The sequence below is a fragment of the Segetibacter koreensis DSM 18137 genome (assembly GCF_000374045.1).
Taxonomy (GTDB): Bacteria; Bacteroidota; Bacteroidia; order Chitinophagales; family Chitinophagaceae; genus Segetibacter; species Segetibacter koreensis.
In genome coordinates this window covers 72326-90771 of the sequence record NZ_KB893324.1, presented here as the reverse complement: position 1 = coordinate 90771, position 18446 = coordinate 72326, and the positions used below count along the sequence as shown (strand labels likewise).

Genomic DNA, 18446 nt, shown 5'->3' with positions numbered 1-18446 from the left:
CTTTACCCTCTTACACTTCTTCGTATTGGTTGTGAATTCGTTTTAGCTTGATGCTGGAAACAGGAGCAACAATTAATGGGAATTTTTCAACAATAACATTGCTGGGGTCAAGACCAAAACCCCTTTCTTCAGTAAGGCTTATTTCTTTTATAAAGAAGTACGCTTTCATAATTAATTTCTCGATGAAGGGAAGCTCATTATCCTGGCTGAGGTATTTTTCCATAACAACAAACTGAAAATCTCCGGCAACATTGTTTCTTTCGAGGCTTTCATACCGGCTGGTAATATTTACTTCTTTGTTGGCAACAAGGTCTGCTACCACATTACGAAACATCAGGTTCATTCTTTGCGCTACTCTAAAGCCCAGTCGAAATTCTACCCTGATAATATCGTTCGGAATAATGTGAGAAACAGTGTACTCTGATGTATACGGGTCATCTAAAACGTCTACATGTACAAACCAATATATATCTGCACGTTTTGGTTTTCTGTTTAATATCGAGTAAATGATTTTATGTTCAATTTCTTTTGGATTATTGGCACTTGTCATATAAACAAGGTGAGTAGCAAATTTTGGAACAGTTTTATCATTACTCAGTTCCTGTATCTGTGGTATATAATGCTCGAGCCGCACAAATTCAATATAACGATTTTTGATGCGGCGACTGCGAAACCATACATACATAACTGCAAATAATCCTCCTCCAACTATCAGTGTTACGAAACCACCGTGCGGAAACTTTTCAAGGTTTGCTATTAAAAATGAAATTTCAATAGATAAATAAACGGCGAGGTATACATAAATCAATACCGGTAATGTCCGCCTGCTTATTAAAAAATTAGCAAAAAGAATAGAGGTGCTAATCATGCAAAGCGTAATGGCTAAGCCATAAGCCGCCTCCATGTTGCTCGATTTCTGAAAGTAGAGAGTAATACCACAGCAACCAACAAATAACAACAGGTTTATGCCGGGAATGTATAATTGCCCTTTTTCTTCTGTCGGATAATTGATCTTCATTTTTGGCCATAAATTCAGCCGCATAGACTCACTTATTAACGTGAAAGAACCGGATATGAGAGCCTGGCTTGCTATAATAGCTGCTGCAGTTGCGATAAAAATGCCTGGTAATAAGAACCAGTGCGGCATTAATCCGTAAAAAGGATTAATACTTCCCTCGAGACTTGAATCTATTCTTACATGATTATAATTGTTGAGCAGCCAGGCGCCTTGACCAAAGTAGTTTAGTATCAATGCAGACTTTACGTAAATCCATGAAATTCTGATGTTGCCACGGCCACAATGTCCCATGTCACTATAAAGTGCCTCTGCCCCAGTCGTGCAAAGGAAAACAGCGCCCAGTATCCAGAAACCTTTAGGGTAAAGGGTTAGTAATTTAATAGCATAGTGAGGGCTAAGAGCTTTTAAAATTCCAACATCGTCAGATATATGATAACTTCCTAAAACAGCCAACATCGCAAACCACACAAACATGATAGGACCAAACATTTTACCAATAGTTAAAGTTCCAAATTGTTGCATAAAAAACAACATGCTGAGTATAGCAAGTACAATTACTACAATTGTAAAAGTTTCAATGCCACCAAGTCCTGGTATTTGTTTTAGGCCTTCTACCGCGGATGTAACAGAAACTGGCGGGGTTATAATACCATCTGCAAGTAACGACGCTCCACCAATTGTGGCAGGCATTACCAACCATTTTCGTCGTCGCCGTACCAGGGCATACAAACTAAAAATACCGCCTTCTCCATTGTTATCTGCTTTTAACGTAAGGATTACATATTTTACTGTAGTTTGTAAAGTAAGCGTCCAAATAATACAGGAGAGAGAGCCAAGTATCAGCTCTTCATTTATTACACGCCCATTTATAATGGCATTAAAAACATATAGAGGAGAAGTACCGATATCGCCATATATAATGCCTAATGCAATTAATAACCCAGCTGTCGTAACCTTGTTAATATTCTTGGACACGGTCAAAAAGTTAATAAAGAAATAGTAGCAAATGTATATGTAAAAAGTTTTTTTACTAAGTAATTTCTATAATCCTTTTATCAAAATTAAACATTTGGTTAATTCTTCCTACTTGCGTTTTTAATTTATAAGAAATGCCTGACGTTAGGATTTTATTGGATAAATTCATAAATTCAAAGCTTACATTTGTTAGCATATAAATCATTACAGACCGTATGAAAAGAATTGTGGCTGGTTTAGTGTTTTTGTTAACTTTTTGTGTTGCAAATGCTCAGCATGTAATTTATAGCGAACCCGACAGAAATGACTACAGGCAAACGGATTTTGAAATAATTGGAAAGATCGGCAGTAATATTCTTATTTATAAAAATCTGAGGAGCTCTTATGTTATCAGTGTTTACGATATGGATATGAAGCAAAAAGAAAGAGTGAAACTTGATTTTTTACCTGACAGGATTATCAATGCCGATTTTTTGGCTTATCCTGATTTTTGCTACATGTTTTACCAATATCAAAAACGGAACGTTGTTTATTCTATGGCTGCCAGGCTTGATGCTAATGCAAAAATTCAGGGAAAACCTGTTACAATGGATACTACTGAAATAAGTTTTCTGGCTAGCAATAAAATCTATTCTGTCATAAATAGTGATGATAAACAATATATCGGTCTATTTAAAATCAACAGTAAAAATGACGATAATTATGTAGTTACAACCGTTTTGTACAATAAAGATCTTGAGAAAAAAGAAAAGCAGTTTGTGAATGTTTCTATGCCTGGCAAACACGATTACCTAACCGAGTTCTCACTAGATAATGAAGGTGATTTTTCATTTTTAAGAGCAGTTCAGGGGCAGGAAAATGATAAGGTTCAAAAATTATATTTGCTTACAAAGAAGTATGGAACTGCACAGGTTAAAGACAACCAGATAAATCTAAACAACCAGAGTCTGGATGACGTAAGGCTAAAGGTGGATAATTTCAACAAGCGTTATATTATTTCTTCTTTTTACAGTAAATCGCGACGCGGAAACATTGAAGGGCTTTTTACCTGTATCTGGGATAAATTTTCAGATTCTGTAAAGACAACATCTGTTGTGCAATTTGATGAAAATTTGCGAAACGATGCAAAAGGAGATAATAGTGTAAAGACAGCCTTCAACGACTTTTTTATCAGAAACATGATCGTAAGAAAAGACGGTGGTTTTTTGCTTTCTGCAGAATCTTTTTTTAGTACCGGAAGGGGCGGAGCTTACAACCGCTACGATTATTTGTATGGTTCTCCTTTTTTACGTCCAATGGATTATTATATGTTTAGTCCTTACGGATACGGTTATCCCTGGTACCGGTATAATAGCTTTGGGCAGAGTGTTCGCTACAATGCTCAGAATATTGCTGTTTTTTCATTTGACAGCAGTGGAAAGATCAGCTGGAGTAATGTCTTAAATAAAAACCAGTATGATGATGAAACCGACGCCTTTATTGGCTATTCTCTTGTAAATACAGGTGACCAGCTGCATTTTTTATTTAATCAACAGGAAAGAAGGACTCAGTTATTATCAGATCAAAGTATCTCACCTGCAGGACAAATAACACGTAACCCGACATTGAAAAATCTTGACCAAGGTTACGACTTTATGGCCCGATACGGAAAACAAATTGGCAGCCGGCAAATAATTTTCCCGTGTTTGTACCGAAATTACCTTTGTTTTGCACGGTTAGATTTATAGAAGAAAAACCTGTCAGAATAAAGCGTGGTTATCCTATTTAAAGACCGGTCTCCGGCTACAATTTTTTGGCTTATTGTATTGAGCATTGTCGTTCATAGTCATTTCTTTGTTGATACTCCCATTGTATATGCAAAGAATGACGATGGCCTGCTTTCAACTTTTTTAAATAATTATGTTGTTCAACTAGCGCCGTCTATCCTTGTTTTTATTTACCATGCCTTTATTATATTACCTGCATTAAGACTAAATCATCTTTTTACTGACCACCGAATGTTTAGCAAGGTTAACTATTTGCCAGCCATGGTTTACATTTTGCTTTCCGGAGTTTTTAAAGAATGGAGCGCCGTTACTCCTGCACTTATTATTAACCCGATTTTAATATGGTTTTTTGCAAAGACAGTTAGATTATACAACAGTCCTAATCCTAAAACCTTATTGTTCGATATTGGTCTTCTTACAGGCATAAGCATCCTATTATATCATCCATCGGCCTTACTTATACCGGTAGCTTTTTTTGCAGTCATGGTGCTTCGACCTTTTATAATTGCTGAATTTGTTGTATTGCTAATGGGTGTTGTTTTTCCATTTTACCTGCTTGTTTCATATCTCTATTTAACCGACAACCTGCTCTCTATAAAAAAATACATTCCACTATGGCAGTTTAATCTTCCTGATATTCAAAATAAAATCATGTTTTTTATTACTGTCGGATTAATAATAATTATTTTATTAATAGGCTTGTTTTATTGGCAACAGGAAAAACGGAGATTACTTATACAGGTAAGAAAAAATTGGGTAGTATTACTTGCTATGCTTTTTGTATTGCTGCCAATACCTTTTATAAATAAAAATGCCGGTATTGAAAGTTTAATTTTATGCATAGTTCCTGCAAGCCCCCTAATTGCCAAAGGTTTTCTTACGCCTAAAAGAAATACGATCCCTGCTCTTTTATTTTGGGGCTTGATTTGTTTAGCTATTGTAAAAAACTGGCAGTTAATTAAATAAAAACGACTGGTTATAGCTGAATGATTATAACTTTTCTCTCATCCTGGCTTTTCAAATATTAAAAGACTATTTAGATTTCGATATTTACCTTTGCTTTTTATAATTATAAAAGTTATTATGAAATTTGGAATTGTTGTTTTTCCAGGCTCTAATTGCGACAGGGATATGAAAGATGCATTGCAGGACGAGCTGGGGAAAGAGGTGATAATGCTTTGGCATAAAGACAAAGACATTAGTATGTTTTCTACAGACGATTGCATTGTCTTGCCCGGAGGTTTCTCTTATGGTGATTACTTGCGATGCGGTGCTATCGCCCGTTTTAGTCCCATGATGCAAAGCGTTATAGAGTTTGCAAACAAAGGAGGTAAAGTTTTAGGGGTATGCAACGGGTTCCAGATTTTATGTGAAAGTGGCCTATTACCCGGTGTTCTTTTGCAAAACGCGCAGCAACAATTTGTATGTAAAAATGTTTATATGATCGGTAGCGATCAAACTCCTTTAAAGATCCCCGTCGCTCACGGTGAAGGAAGATATTACGCCGAAGACGATGTGCTTGATGAATTAGAATCAAATCAACAGGTTGTTTTTCGCTACTGTGATGAAAAGGGCAATATAGAACCTTTGAGTAATCCCAATGGAGCTTTACGAAATATTGCCGGTATAAGCAATAAACAAAAAAACGTTGTTGGACTAATGCCACATCCTGAAAGAGCAATATCTACTGCTTTAGGTAATAAAGATGGAATTCATGTTTTTAAGCTCTTAGGTTTGAATTAACAAAAAACGGTGTGCTAATTGTAATTGTAGCATAGATAAATAAAGAGAAAGTTATGCGTAAAATTATATGCTTTATTGTTGGTGCCTTGTTCGTTTTCAATGCAATGGCTCAATTAAAGGATCCTGTCAAATGGACTGCTACAAGCCGGAAAAAGGCAAACGGATATGAAGTAGTGTTAACAGCTACATTACCTAAACCGTGGCATATCTATTCCCAAAATACTGGCGAGGGCGGGCCGGTGGCCACTAGTTTTAAATTTACTAAAAATCCATTGCTGACTTTTGACGGTGCTGTTAAGGAAATAGGAAAGCTTAAGGAGAATTATGACAAGCTTTTTGAGACCAAAGTAAAATATTATGGAGATAAAGTTGATTTTGTGCAGGCTGTGAAAGTAAGAGGTAATGTAAAAACCAACGTAAATGTAACGGTTGAATATATGACTTGTGACGACAGTCAATGCCTGCCACCAACAAAGAAATCATTTAATGTTTCTTTGTAATACCAATAACTGCAGCAATGACAAATTTTTTTAAGGCATTTTTTCTTATAACAGTTTTTTTAATTTCACTTACAACGACTGCACAGGTAACTAAGCCTGTGCAGTTTAGTTTTTCATCTCAGCGTGATGACTCAGGCCGGGCTTTTATTTCTATAAAAGCAAAAGTTCAACCTAATGTCGAGGTATATTCTGCAAAGAGAAAATTACCTGATGAAGTATTCTTAACATCAGTTGATTTTGACAGTACAGCAAAAAAATTTCTTCGCGACAGCTTAACGGAGCAAGGAAATGTAAAGACGTCTAAAGATTCGGCAACAGGCGGAATGACGGTAAGATTCTTTACGGACAGTGTAGAATGGAAACAGCCATTGCAACTTGGAAAACAGGATAGCGCAGTAATCAAAGGTACAGTGACATGGCTGGCAAGGCAGGCTGATGCTTTTCCCGGAGGCGAAGAAAGCTTTTCTATAAAAGTGAAGGCGGCTCCACCACTGACTTTTTCTTCAACTATTGTTGCAAATAATTCTCTTTGGTCAAATTTTTTGCTTTGCCTGCTTACCGGTCTTTTAGCTGTATTAACACCTTGTGTTTTTCCTCTTGTCCCGGTTACAGTTAGTTTCTTCTTAAAAAGAAGTAAGTCAAGATCTGAAGGTTTAAGAAATGCGATTTGGTATTCTTTGTCTATCATTTTGATATATACCATCCCAACTCTAATCCTTACTTTGATTTTTGGCGACAAGACTTTATATAATATTTCAACACACCCTGTAAGTAACCTGCTGTTTTTTGCCATCTTTATTGTTTTTGCTATTTCTTTTTTTGGAGCATTTGATATTTCACTGCCTAACAGTTGGGCTAATAAGTCTGATGAAAAGGCAAGTAGAGGCGGATTTTCTGGAATTTTCTTTATGGCACTTACACTCGTTATTGTTAGCTTTAGTTGTACCGGTCCCATTGTAGGTACGTTATTAGGGCAGACATCAACACAGGGAGTTAGTGCTGCCCCAATATTAGGAATGCTGGGCTTTGGGCTAGGTCTGGCATTGCCGTTTTCTTTGTTTGCATTTTTTCCGTCCATGCTCAAATCGTTGCCCAAAAGTGGGGGGTGGCTAAATACGGTTAAGGTAAGTTTTGGGTTTATAGAACTGGCATTGGCAATGAAGTTTCTATCTAATGTGGACCTCGCTTATCACTGGCGGTTGCTCGACCGGGATATTTTTCTTGTTATCTGGATTGTAATTTTTAGCTTACTCGGCTTGTATTTACTTGGTAAATTAAAGTTTAGTCACGATAGCGATATGCCTTACTTAAGTGTACCAAGATTTTTTCTGGCTATTGCATCTTTTTGTTTTGCCCTGTATTTATTTCCCGGTCTTTGGGGCGCGCCGCTAAAAGGAATTGGTGGCTGGCTGCCACATCCCAGTACCCAGGATTTTAATTTGCATGAGATTAAATACCAGTTAGACGATTTGAAAAAAGCAGGAATCTCTTCCGGTAGCACAGCTAGTGCGGCTCAACCTCCTAAAAAGTACACCGATAAATTACATGCTCCTTTTGGGTTGACGGCTTATTTTGATCTTGATGAAGGAATGGCTGCTGCTAAGGCGTTAAATAAACCGGTAATGCTTGATTTTACGGGTCACAGTTGTGCCAACTGCAGAAAAATGGAAGCCGAAGTTTGGGACGATCCGCAAGTGATGAAAAGAATACAGGATAATTTTGTATTAGTAAGTCTTTATGTAGATGAATCTTCTGAACTTCCTGAAAACGAACAATACACTAATAAAAATGGAGAAAAGATCACAACCCTTGGTCAAAAAAATCTCGATTACGAAGTCACAAAGTTTGGATTTAATGCGCAGCCTTTGTATATGTTTCTTGACCTTACCGGCAAGCCGCTAAGCGATATAAAGTATGGTTATGATTCTGATATTAAAAAGTTCACCGACCACCTGGAAACAGTAAGAAAAACGTTTGAAAGCAGGTAAGAAGTAGTTATTTGATGCTGGATAGTGTTTGAATACGACGAAATGTATTTCTTCATGTTAACTTTTAATGCATTGCCTCTTCTATTTGTTCTAAAAATCAATAAGGAGTTTCTTTTTTAAATCTCCTCTATATCTATAAAGCCACCTGCTTCTCGGCAAGAATTCTGCGCATGTTAGTAAGGGCATAACGCATGCGGCCTAAAGCGGTATTTATACTGCAATTAGTCATTTCTGCAATTTCTTTGAAGCTAAGATCCGCAAAGTGTCGTAATACTATTACTTCTCTCTGGTCTTCAGGCAGCATATCAAGCAGTTGCCTTACGAGATCGCTTGTTTGTACCCTGATGATATTTTTATCAACAGCATCTTCAGAAGAATTAAAAATCTCAAAATACTCATTCTGATCTCCTGTATTTACAATTTGTACTCTTTTTACTTTTCTAAAATGATCTACACAAAGATTATGAGCAATTCGTATGGCATATGATAAAAACTTTCCTTCTTCAGTATAATTGTCGTTGCGTATGGTATCAATTATTTTTATAAAAGTATCCTGAAAAAGGTCTTCCGCGAGGTATTTGTCTTTTACAAGGAAAAGGATAGATGAAAAAATTTTTTCTTTGTATCTCCATGCTAAAATTTCAAGTGCTTTATTGTTGCCGTATTTAAATTCCTGTATCAGTTGTGTGTCAGGGGCAAGTAATAATGTTTTCATATAGATATTGATTTTAAAGGATTTGGATAACACTTTTTTAATTAGAATTAATAGGACCTTTCTAATAACTTCTGTTTATATAACCATGTATTTTTAATCTTATTTCTTTACATTGTTATTAAATCAGTGATGTAAAATAAGAGTATAGTTAAGAGACTAAACTATTGAAGAAGATAAAAGGATGCCCTAAAAAGTCACACTTTTACAATAATTATTGTTAATGGGTTCGCTATCTTATTCCTTTTAAAGCTTAAAACACTAGGTGTCAATCATTTATCCATCCTTTTGTTACAAGCTTCCTATTCTGACACTTCCGTAAAAGACTTTCTCTTAATTGGAACAATACATTTAATTACTGTTTTTACTAATATTTTATCTGAAAATGTTAGTTAATTAATCCTTTATACTTCCTGCTTTGTTTATTATTGACGTTATAACCATTTTATTGTTTTTATTTTTGTAGTTATGGCTAAGAACAATGCAGGCATAGTAAAAGTTGCTAAAGAAAAAGTTGCCAATAAAATCAACGATAACATACTTATAAAAGGTGCGAGAACTCATAATTTAAAAAATGTAACAGTTGAATTTCCAAGAAATAAATTTATTGTAGTTACAGGTGTTTCCGGATCGGGCAAATCTTCCTTAACGATTGATACATTATTTGCTGAGGGTCAAAGAAGGTATGCAGAGAGCCTGAGTGCGTATGCGCGGCAGTTTATGGCGAGAATGAATAAGCCTGATGTAGATTTTATAAAAGGTTTATGCCCTGCTATCGCTATAGAGCAAAAAGTGAGTACTCGTACACCAAGAAGTACAGTAGGAAGCATGACAGAAATTTACGATTACCTGCGTTTGTTATATGCACGTGCCGGTCACACCATATCTCCTGTCAGTGGTCGTGAAGTAAAAAAAGATGATGTAAAAGATGTTATAGAAGCTATACAACAATTGCCTGAAGGCAGCCGGGTACTGATGATAGCAGTTTTTAAACAACATGCCAACCGTCAAGTACGAGAAGAATTAAATATTTTGCTTCAAAAAGGTTTTAGCAGAATGTTTATAACAAAAACAGAGAGCCAGGGTGATAGCGCAGGAGAAGTTATTCGGATTGAAGATTTGATTGAAATGAATGATGAGGATTTACAAAAGAAAATAACTTCTCCCACAAATACTAACCCTCAGTCTTCAACTTATATTCTCGTAGATCGCATAGTAAAAAAGCAGTTTGACGAAGATGATACGCACAGGTTGAGCGATAGTATAGGAACGGCTTTTTACGAGGGGGAGGGAGAAATGTACCTGTACGTAGATGAAAAGTTTATACCATTCAGCAATAAGTTTGAACTTGATGGTATACAGTTTGAAGAGCCGGTTCCTAACCTTTTTTCTTTTAATAATCCCTTTGGGGCATGCCCGGTTTGTGAAGGTTTTGGAATGGTGTTAGGAATAGATCCCGATCTTGTTATACCCGACAAAAGATTAAGTATATATGAAGGTGCTGTTGCCCCCTGGAAAGGTGAAAAGATGGGTCTTTGGCGCGAAAGCTTCGTTCGTGCTGCGGCTAATTTTAACTTTCCTGTTCATACCCCGGTTGCAGATCTCACTAAAGAACAATACGAGATTTTATGGAAAGGCAACAGGTATGCAAACGGTATTGATGATTTTTTTAAAGAAGTAGAGCAGAATTTATATAAAGTTCAATACCGTGTTATGCTAAGCCGCTATCGTGGGAGGACAAGTTGCCACGAATGTGATGCTTATCGCTTGCGCAAAGAGGCTTTGTATGTAAAAGTAAACGGCCTTCATATCGGCGAACTTTGCAATATGCCGGTTAAAGATTTATACCAATGGTTTAGTGATCTTAAGTTGAGCGATTATGATTTGCAGGTAGCAAAACGAATATTGCTCGAAGTAAAAAATCGACTTAAAACATTGCTAGATGTTGGGTTGGGATATTTGTCACTCAACCGGCTGGCTAACAGTCTAAGTGGCGGTGAAAGCCAGCGTATTCAATTAACCCGCAGCCTTGGCAGCAATCTTACCAATTCATTATACATTTTAGATGAACCCTCTATTGGTCTGCATAGCCGCGATACTAAAAGATTAATACAGGTTTTGAAAGAACTAAGAAATTTAGGCAATACAGTGGTAGTGGTAGAGCATGATGAAATGATGATGCGCGAAGCTGATCATATTATAGATATGGGACCTTTGGCCAGTCATCTCGGTGGAGAAGTAATTGCTGAAGGGAGATATGAAGGAATTATTTCTAATCCTGAAAGTCTTACAGGAAAATATTTAAAAGGAGAATTGAAAATTGAACCACCTCAAAATGTAAGAACTTCCAGCCATAGTATTACTGTACATAATGCACGTCATAACAACTTAAAAGATATTACTGTGCAGTTTCCTTTAGATGTATTTTGTGTGATAACAGGAGTAAGCGGCAGTGGAAAAACAACACTTATAAAACAGGTTCTGGCACCGGCATTAAAAAAGCTAAAAGGTGAATTCGCAGAAAAAGTCGGTTTTCATAAAGCGATTACAGGTGATGTCGAATATATTTCGCAGGTAGAAATGATTGATCAAAATCCTATTGGTAAATCTTCTCGCAGCAATCCTGTAACTTATATTAAAGCTTATGATGAAATAAGAGATGTATTTGCTAAGCAGCCAATGGCAAAGATGAGAGGTTTTCAGCCAAAACATTATTCTTTTAATGTAGATGGGGGACGATGTGATGCATGTAAAGGCGAAGGAGAGCAGGTCGTAGAAATGCAGTTTCTGGCAGATGTACACCTTGTTTGTGATGTTTGCCATGGTAAAAGGTTTAAGGAGGAAGTGTTGGAGGTGACTTATAAGATGAAGAACATTTACGATGTTTTAAACATGAGCGTCGATGAAGCAATCGACTTTTTTAAGGATGAAAAAAATATAGCTAAAGCGATTCAGCCATTGCAGGATGTAGGGCTTGGGTATATAAAACTGGGTCAAAGCAGTGACACGCTGAGTGGCGGAGAGGCACAAAGAGTAAAGCTTGCAAGTTTTCTCGGTAAGGGAAAAGGGATAGGACATGTATTATTTATTTTTGATGAACCTACAACCGGCCTTCACTTTCATGACATAAAAAAACTTTTGGCGTCCTTTAGTGCACTTATAGAGCAGGGGCACTCTATCCTGGTTATTGAGCATAATACCGACGTTATACGAAGTGCAGACTGGGTAATAGATCTTGGACCAGAAGCCGGTGATGAAGGCGGAAATCTTGTATATAGCGGAGTGCCTTCAGAACTTAAAAATGTAGAAGCAAGTTATACAGGAAGGTTTATGTAATAATTATAACTTTAAAGAAACGTTCTTTATTTATCTCTTGCATACATCTGGAATTTTCTTGGAATTGCCATTTAATTAACCACTTTACCTAATGCTATCAACATCTTACATCTGCACTACTTGCGGTATTCAATATGAGGCAAGTGCATTGCCTCCGGGGCGTTGCATAATATGTGAAGATGATCGCCAATATGTAAATTCAAACGGGCAAAGCTGGACTACTCTTGACAGGCTGAATCAGCAGTATAAGAATATAATAGAATTAGTTGCCCCAAATGTGTATGCCATTTACACAACTCCTTCTTTTGCTATAGGTCAAAGGGCACATTTATTAATAACGCCTCATGGTAATATTTTGTGGGATTGTATTACCAATCTAGACCTTACTACTATAGATCTGATAAACAGGTTAGGAGGTGTTAAGGCTATTGCAATATCACATCCTCATTATTTTTCAACCATTGTTGAATGGAGTCGTGCTTTCGGCGGAGTTCCAATATACATTAATGGCCTTGATGAAAAATGGTTAGTTAGAAAAGATACTGCTATACAATTGTGGAATGAGCAGGAATTTGATTTATGGGATAAGGTAACATTAATCAGGTGTGGAGGCCATTTCCCTGGCGCTTCAGTTATGTATAATCCCGCAGGTAAAGGAGCACTTTTTGTCGGAGATACCATACAGGTTGCTCCTGATTTAAAAACTGTTTCATTTATGTACAGTTATCCTAACCTTATCCCTCTTCCTAAAAAAGATATTCTCCAAATTGAAAAAGCTGTAAAAAATATAGATTATGATGGTATGTATGGCGCTTTTGGCCGTTACATTAAGAGGGATGCTAAGGCCGCTATGGCATTTTCGGTTGAAAGATACCTTCAAATATTTGAGTAAAACTTTTTGAAATATATTCGTGATACAGTACGTAATGCTTTATTGAAACGAAACAATAAGATTATTCCTGCACTTTCTCTGCTATATTTTTTGCGACTTTTATGTACTCGTCATAACTTGAAGGTTTAGTCAAATAATCCAGTGCACCGAGTTGCTTATACCTTTCTATTTCGCTTGCAGACTTATTGCTCGATAAAACAATAACATGAATATGTGTATACTTTTCCATTTTTTTTAGATCCGTTAAAAATTCTGCACCTGTAATTCCCGGCAGATAGAGATCTGTTACAATAAGCTTTGGTAGATCTTGTTTATTTTCTATTGACTCTAAGTAGATAAATGCTTGCATTGCCGAGTGAGTGTAATACACACTTTCCACTCCGCTTTGGGAAAATGCCTCTGACAATATTTCTACATCGTCAGTGTCGTCATCAATTATTAAAATTTTATGGCCGGGCATATGTTAAGCTTTTCAAAAAGGCTAATGTTTATCGAAATTATATACTTTTAAAAAAGTTTCTCAAGGAATAATTTTATCGAAAGGTTATCAATTGATGTTGAAAGTAGCAAATTGAAGATCAATAATTTCAATAGTGAAGTTGTGTTGAAAAAATTGCATTTACGTGCAGCAATACGAAAAAAGTCTCATCTTACTTGTTCTCCAATTGTTTGCATTTTTTCTTAAACGTGCTAATTATAAAGAAATTCTACGCTGTATTAGGATTTTTTGAGATTTTCCAATATTCAATGATCGTCTTTAGCATTTGTTTTAATTCTGACAGTGATGAACTTTTTTCAAAAAAACCTTGAACAATCATTTCAGTAAAAGCCTTATTAACAGCATCGCGACTTGCAGAAGTGGTTAAAAAAACAAAAGGGATTGATTTCTGTCTCAGGTAACTGTCATTATCTATTTGTTTTTTAAATTCCAACCCATTTATTCCCGGAAGGTTAACATCACAAATAATTAAAAACGGTTGCTCATTTGTTGTTTTTAAATATTTTAAGCCGTCTGAACCGTTAGTAAAAAATATAATATTGTTAGGAACTTCTAACTCTTTTAAGATGTCATGAATAATCTCCTGGTCATCATAATCATCTTCTATAATAATAATAGGTCCAGATCTAGCCATAATTTATAATTAAGAAGCACTTTTAATTTGCGAAAGTACGTTGTAATATTTAATTATTATAAATGCTCAGTTTTACTATTGCCAATGCAGCCACTCTCAGATGTGGCTCGCATTGGCCAAACTGTTCTTGTTTCTTTACCTCAATTTCTTTGTGCTGCAATTCCTAAGTGTACTTGTTTACAGATCATACCAGGGAACATCCTAATTATAATTCATTGATTAATTAATTATAATTAGCAATTACTGGTATCCCATGGCTTGCAACTTAAACAGCTCGGCATACCTGCCCTCTTTTTCTAATAACTCTTTATGACTTCCCAATTCAATTAGCTGCCCTTTTTCCAGCACTAATATTCTATCTGCCATTCTAACTGTTGAAAATCTATGTGATATTAATACTGCCGATTTTTCTCGAGTCAGTTCAGCAAAACGTTGAAATACTTCATATTCAGCTCGCGCATCTAAAGCTGCTGTAGGCTCATCTAATATCAGCAATTGAGCATCTTTCATATAGGCTCTTGCCAGAGCAATTTTCTGCCACTCACCGCCTGACAGATCAACTCCATTATTAAAACGCCTGCCAAGCATCTGTTCATACTTATTTGGTAATCTATCAATCAGTGGATGAGCAAGACTTTGTATAGATGAGTTTTTTATAAGTTCAGCATTGTTAACTTCATTTATGTTGCCCACTGCAATGTTTTGGCTGGCACTCATCTGGTATCTTATAAAGTCTTGGAAAATGACACCTATCTGAATCCTTAATTCATTGAGGTCATACTGGCGAAGATCAACACCATCCAGCAAAATACGTCCTTCAGTAGGATCATACAAACGCGCAAGCAATTTTACAAGTGTTGTTTTGCCTGCCCCGTTTTCACCAACCAGTGCAATCTTTTCTCCTAAACTAAGTGTAAAACTTATATGACGGTTAGCCCAACGTTCTGAGTTAGAATATTTAAACCCTACATTTTCAAATCTGAAACCTTGCTTAATTGGGCGTGGAAAAGGCAATGGATTAGGTGACAAAACAATACGGGGACGTATTTCGAAAAACTCAAAAAAATCCTGCAGGTACACAGCGCCTTGCGACACGCTTGTAAACCGGATTAAAATTCCTTCCAGTAAACTTCTCAATTGCCTAAAAGAGCCTGCAAGAAAAGTGAGGTCGCCAATAGATATTTTTCCATTTACAGCCTCAATTATCATAAATATGTAAGCACTATAATACCCTGCGCTTCCTACCATAGTTAGCGATGTGCCCCAAATTGTACGCTTAATAGCTAACCGCTTATTATCAATGTAAAACCGGTTGGAAAGTTGGCGAAAGCGATTGATGATAAAACCAGATAAATTAAAAATTTTCACTTCTTTAGCTGTCTCATCACTTGCACCTAAAAAACGAACATAGTCAAGTTCTCTTTTTTCCGGCGTTTGTCTTCTGCTAAGGGCGTAGGTTTTATCGTTAAAATAGGCTTCACCTAAAAACGCAGGTATAATGGCTACTAATAACAGAATGATCAGCCATGGGTTAAATGCTAACAGGCCAGCTGCAAGAAAAGCCATTGTTATTAAGTCCTGCACCTGGCTCAACACCTGCGAAAGTAATATGGTTCGGCCAATCGTTTGCTGCCTTGCTCGTTCCAGCTTATCATAAAAGGTAGAATCTTCGAACTGGTCAAGATCAAGAGTAGCAGCATGACTCATGATCTTTATGGAAGTATGGTTGGAAAACAAATCTCCAAGTAAGCTATCCATAAGAGTAATGGCTCTGCTTAAGCTATCTGACAAAATAGCCAGGCCAAATTCTATAGCAACCAACGTCCAAAGGTAACGGGATGAAAGGCCGGCCTTATTATGGCTTAATATAAGAATCTGGTCAATAATCAATTTGCCGACGTATAAAATAGCGAGTGGAGTGGCAGATTTTATAATTCTCAGGAGTGCATTCACTACTGTCATCCACGGACTGGTTTCCCAAACGAGTTTAAAGAAACGGGGGAGATTACGTAGCGCTGAAAGACGGTCTTTAAAGGAGAGTTGGTTAGTTAGCGATTTAGGACTCTTTTCGCTATTAAACAGTTTTCGCTGAAAAATCATTTGTAAAAATACAATACTAGTGCATGTAGGTGATGCAAAAGAGAACAATACTTGTGAATTACGCCAATTTGCTACTTTTAGCATAGTCACTCATCTTATAGTGACATAGCAATGCACGCAACTCTCTATTCTAAAGCAAACAATGGATGCAACAGCACAATAGGTGTCGCATTAACAATGAACATTTATTATGTGCCTTCAAATTCTTTTACCTTTTCTGCCATTCCTTCACATCAGCCCACAAACATCAAAATCTCTCGCCAGGTTTTAAGAGGTAATTTTAGAGAGGCGGTTAATTGCCCGCTAGCTGTAAATAAGATTGGTTAAACCTAAAAAACGAAGTTTTGCTTTAGGCAGAAAAAATATTAATAGTTCTTAATCGTCTTAGAGCTTATTTCCTTCTTTTGGAAACACAACAGTAGGTTTAAACTTCTTGGCTTCTTCGAAATCCATGGATGCATAAGAAATAACAACTACTGTATCGCCTGCCATTCCTTTACGAGCCGCTGGTCCGTTCAAGCAACAAACTCCGGAACCTCTTTGTCCCTTTATCAAATACGTTTCCAGACGCTCTCCATTATTTGCATTTACTACGGTTATTTTTTCATTCTCAATCATGTTAGCTGCATCCATCAAATCTTCATCTAATGTTAAGCTTCCTACATAATTTAGGTTTGCTTCCGTAACTACAACCCTGTGTACTTTCGATTTTAAAATTTCAATTTGCATACTGTTCAAATAACTCCATTTATAACTTCAACACCATTTCAGGAGAAATTAACCGCAAAGGAACAAAATTTTAAAATATAAGTGTTACGTGTTTATATAAACCGAAGATGGATTAAGATTTCTTTACCAAAATGCAGTATTTATGGATTTGAACGAATCGATATGAGTTAAATGTGAACCAGTTTGTAAACCGCTCCTATAGATCCTGCTTTTGTATTTAGTACGCCCAATACATACAATTCGTTATTTGTATCTTTATCAAAACTGAAAATTGTAAAAGGATAGGTAGGCGGATTTAATACTTTTATTGGGTTGCGAAGCCATTTTTCATTTTCGTTTTTGCCAATTGCAAATAAACTTCCATTAAAATCGGCAAAAACATATTTATTTTTTAAAAAAGGCAATTGATCTCCGTGATAGACACTGCCACCAATAACACAGATACCATCTTTATGCGAATAACTATTAACGGGAGGTATAAAGCCTGAAGTATCAGCAGTCGTATTGGTAACGGCTAAGCTATCAGCTTCTTTTATCGGCCATCCATAATTGCCTCCTTTTTGTATAATATCTATTTCCTCCTCCGTTTTATCACCTATATCAGCACCAAATAATAGGTGTGTGTCAGGATCAAAAGAGAAACGCCATAATCTTCTTAGGCCGTATGACCATATCTCAGGTTTTGCGTTTTTGTTAGTTATAAAAGGATTATCTGAAGGAATGGCATAAGGTGTTTTGTTTACATCAATTCGCAACAATTTTCCTAAGTAGGAATGTAAGTCCTGAGCCTCCCGCTTCTCTAAAGGAGTACCATTGTCGCCAATAGCAATATATAGATAGCCATCCGGGCCAAAGGCGATCTGGCAACCATCTACACCAATTGTACTGCCATCTACTTCAAGCACTTTACGTTCGGTTGAAGCATCTGCAATATCCGCGTTAGTGTTGCTAGCCCTAAACTCCGAAATCATCAATTTACACTTGTCTGCCGTATCACTTGCCGGCGCATTGTAGCATATATAAAACTTTTTGTTTGCTGCAAAATCGGGGTGGAAGGCCATACTAAAAATCGCTCTCATTGCTGCAGTTGTATCTTTTTGTTCCAGTTTGCTGCTTACATCTATAAAAGGTTTTGGCAATAGCTTGCCGTTTTGCATAATAAATATCTTACCGCCAAGATCACTGATAAATAAACGATTTGTATTGTCAGGAGCCGTTACCATTTGAACGGGCGACTTTATTGCGTTTGTGATCAACTGGTATCTGACAGCGTTGGAAGAGGCTGCTGCAGCATCCGATTTTTTATCATCCTTTTTTGAGGGGGTTGTATCGCACGAGATAACACTGATAGAGAGTATTGATAAAACAAAAAAAGCGGTAGAAAGTTTCATTAAGCAAATTTGAAATGAAGATGAAAAGTAAATAAAAATTGTGTAATGACGTGAGATACTTTTAGTTCGTTTTTTCGCTTCATTGTTTACACTAGAGGCCTTGGCCGTTCCCAATTAATAGAGCAGTAAATTGTTTGCTGGAAGCTTCTTTTTTTCTGATACT

15 protein-coding genes are annotated in these 18446 nt (G+C 36.5%); 8 read left to right on the top strand and 7 right to left on the bottom strand.

The annotated features are described in order from the left end of the window. Positions 1–10: 10 nt before the first annotated feature. Complete coding sequence (locus tag B154_RS0110695; RefSeq protein WP_018614077.1) at positions 11–1993, bottom strand: KUP/HAK/KT family potassium transporter; 1983 nt, start codon at positions 1991–1993, stop codon at positions 11–13. A gap of 215 nt (positions 1994–2208) precedes the next feature. Here B154_RS0110695 and B154_RS0110685 point away from each other — a divergent pair, with 215 nt between their 5' ends. The 5 genes from B154_RS0110685 (at position 2209) to B154_RS33045 (ending at position 7990) form a co-directional block, all read left to right on the top strand. Next, positions 2209–3720 (top strand): hypothetical protein, encoded by a 1512-nt coding sequence (locus B154_RS0110685; RefSeq protein ID WP_018614074.1) that lies wholly within the window; start codon positions 2209–2211, stop codon positions 3718–3720. 24 nt (positions 3721–3744) lie between these two features. Next, positions 3745–4725, top strand: a complete 981-nt coding sequence (locus B154_RS0110680) for a hypothetical protein (protein ID WP_018614071.1) — start codon at positions 3745–3747, stop codon at positions 4723–4725. Positions 4726–4842: 117 nt separating this feature from the next. After that, positions 4843–5502 carry a phosphoribosylformylglycinamidine synthase subunit PurQ gene (purQ, locus tag B154_RS0110675; RefSeq protein ID WP_026260110.1) on the top strand — a complete coding sequence of 220 codons (660 nt, stop codon included), beginning with the start codon at positions 4843–4845 and terminating at the stop codon, positions 5500–5502. A 53-nt stretch (positions 5503–5555) separates the two neighbouring features. Next, the gene (locus tag B154_RS0110670; RefSeq protein ID WP_018614066.1) at positions 5556–6002 is read left to right on the top strand and encodes a protein-disulfide reductase DsbD domain-containing protein; all 447 of its coding nucleotides are present in this window, start codon (positions 5556–5558) and stop codon (positions 6000–6002) included. Between the two features lie 17 nt (positions 6003–6019). Next, positions 6020–7990, top strand: coding sequence for a protein-disulfide reductase DsbD family protein (locus B154_RS33045; protein ID WP_018614065.1), 1971 nt, complete (start codon positions 6020–6022; stop codon positions 7988–7990). Positions 7991–8123: 133 nt separating this feature from the next. On the opposite strand, the gene B154_RS0110660 is transcribed toward B154_RS33045, so the two are convergent. Next, on the bottom strand, positions 8124–8705 hold the full coding sequence (locus B154_RS0110660) for an RNA polymerase sigma factor (protein ID WP_018614063.1): 582 nt from the start codon (positions 8703–8705) through the stop codon (positions 8124–8126). Between the two features lie 465 nt (positions 8706–9170). On the opposite strand from B154_RS0110660, the gene uvrA reads away from it, so the two are divergent. Together uvrA and B154_RS0110650 are read left to right on the top strand one after the other, a co-directional pair. Further along, entirely contained in the window at positions 9171–12038 is a 2868-nt protein-coding gene (uvrA, locus tag B154_RS0110655) for an excinuclease ABC subunit UvrA (protein WP_018614061.1), read from the top strand. A 91-nt stretch (positions 12039–12129) separates the two neighbouring features. Continuing rightward, on the top strand, positions 12130–12930 hold the full coding sequence (locus B154_RS0110650; protein WP_018614060.1) for an MBL fold metallo-hydrolase: 801 nt from the start codon (positions 12130–12132) through the stop codon (positions 12928–12930). 61 nt (positions 12931–12991) lie between these two features. Here B154_RS0110650 and B154_RS0110645 read toward each other — a convergent pair whose 3' ends face one another. The 3 genes from B154_RS0110645 to B154_RS0110635 form a co-directional block, all read right to left on the bottom strand. Then, positions 12992–13390, bottom strand: a complete 399-nt coding sequence (locus B154_RS0110645) for a response regulator (RefSeq protein WP_018614058.1) — start codon at positions 13388–13390, stop codon at positions 12992–12994. 247 nt (positions 13391–13637) lie between these two features. Then, positions 13638–14063 carry a response regulator gene (locus B154_RS0110640; protein WP_018614056.1) on the bottom strand — a complete coding sequence of 142 codons (426 nt, stop codon included), beginning with the start codon at positions 14061–14063 and terminating at the stop codon, positions 13638–13640. 240 nt (positions 14064–14303) lie between these two features. Beyond that, positions 14304–16247 carry an ABC transporter ATP-binding protein gene (locus tag B154_RS0110635; protein WP_245542583.1) on the bottom strand — a complete coding sequence of 648 codons (1944 nt, stop codon included), beginning with the start codon at positions 16245–16247 and terminating at the stop codon, positions 14304–14306. A 27-nt stretch (positions 16248–16274) separates the two neighbouring features. Here B154_RS0110635 and B154_RS32305 point away from each other — a divergent pair, with 27 nt between their 5' ends. Next, entirely contained in the window at positions 16275–16490 is a 216-nt protein-coding gene (locus B154_RS32305; RefSeq protein WP_157580659.1) for a hypothetical protein, read from the top strand. A gap of 57 nt (positions 16491–16547) precedes the next feature. Here the strand turns inward: B154_RS32305 and panD are convergent, their stop codons facing one another. Together panD and B154_RS28285 are read right to left on the bottom strand one after the other, a co-directional pair. Continuing rightward, positions 16548–16892, bottom strand: a complete 345-nt coding sequence (gene panD, locus B154_RS0110630; RefSeq protein WP_018614053.1) for an aspartate 1-decarboxylase — start codon at positions 16890–16892, stop codon at positions 16548–16550. Positions 16893–17059: 167 nt separating this feature from the next. Continuing rightward, positions 17060–18283, bottom strand: a complete 1224-nt coding sequence (locus B154_RS28285) for a PQQ-dependent sugar dehydrogenase (RefSeq protein WP_018614051.1) — start codon at positions 18281–18283, stop codon at positions 17060–17062. Positions 18284–18446 lie beyond the last annotated feature (163 nt).

Bases quoted from the DNA above. Each gene is read 5' to 3' on its own strand.
- B154_RS0110685 (WP_018614074.1), top strand. From the start codon at position 2,209: ATGAAAAGAATTGTGGCTGGTTTAGTGTTTTTGTTAACTTTTTGTGTT.
- purQ (WP_026260110.1), top strand. From the start codon at position 4,843: ATGAAATTTGGAATTGTTGTTTTTCCAGGCTCTAATTGCGACAGGGAT.
- B154_RS0110670 (WP_018614066.1), top strand. From the start codon at position 5,556: ATGCGTAAAATTATATGCTTTATTGTTGGTGCCTTGTTCGTTTTCAAT.
- B154_RS33045 (WP_018614065.1), top strand. From the start codon at position 6,020: ATGACAAATTTTTTTAAGGCATTTTTTCTTATAACAGTTTTTTTAATT.
- B154_RS0110660 (WP_018614063.1), bottom strand. From the start codon at position 8,705: ATGAAAACATTATTACTTGCCCCTGACACACAACTGATACAGGAATTT.
- uvrA (WP_018614061.1), top strand. From the start codon at position 9,171: ATGGCTAAGAACAATGCAGGCATAGTAAAAGTTGCTAAAGAAAAAGTT.
- B154_RS0110650 (WP_018614060.1), top strand. From the start codon at position 12,130: ATGCTATCAACATCTTACATCTGCACTACTTGCGGTATTCAATATGAG.
- B154_RS0110645 (WP_018614058.1), bottom strand. From the start codon at position 13,390: ATGCCCGGCCATAAAATTTTAATAATTGATGACGACACTGACGATGTA.
- B154_RS0110640 (WP_018614056.1), bottom strand. From the start codon at position 14,063: ATGGCTAGATCTGGACCTATTATTATTATAGAAGATGATTATGATGAC.
- B154_RS0110635 (WP_245542583.1), bottom strand. From the start codon at position 16,247: ATGCTAAAAGTAGCAAATTGGCGTAATTCACAAGTATTGTTCTCTTTT.
- B154_RS32305 (WP_157580659.1), top strand. From the start codon at position 16,275: ATGCACGCAACTCTCTATTCTAAAGCAAACAATGGATGCAACAGCACA.
- panD (WP_018614053.1), bottom strand. From the start codon at position 16,892: ATGCAAATTGAAATTTTAAAATCGAAAGTACACAGGGTTGTAGTTACG.
- B154_RS28285 (WP_018614051.1), bottom strand. From the start codon at position 18,283: ATGAAACTTTCTACCGCTTTTTTTGTTTTATCAATACTCTCTATCAGT.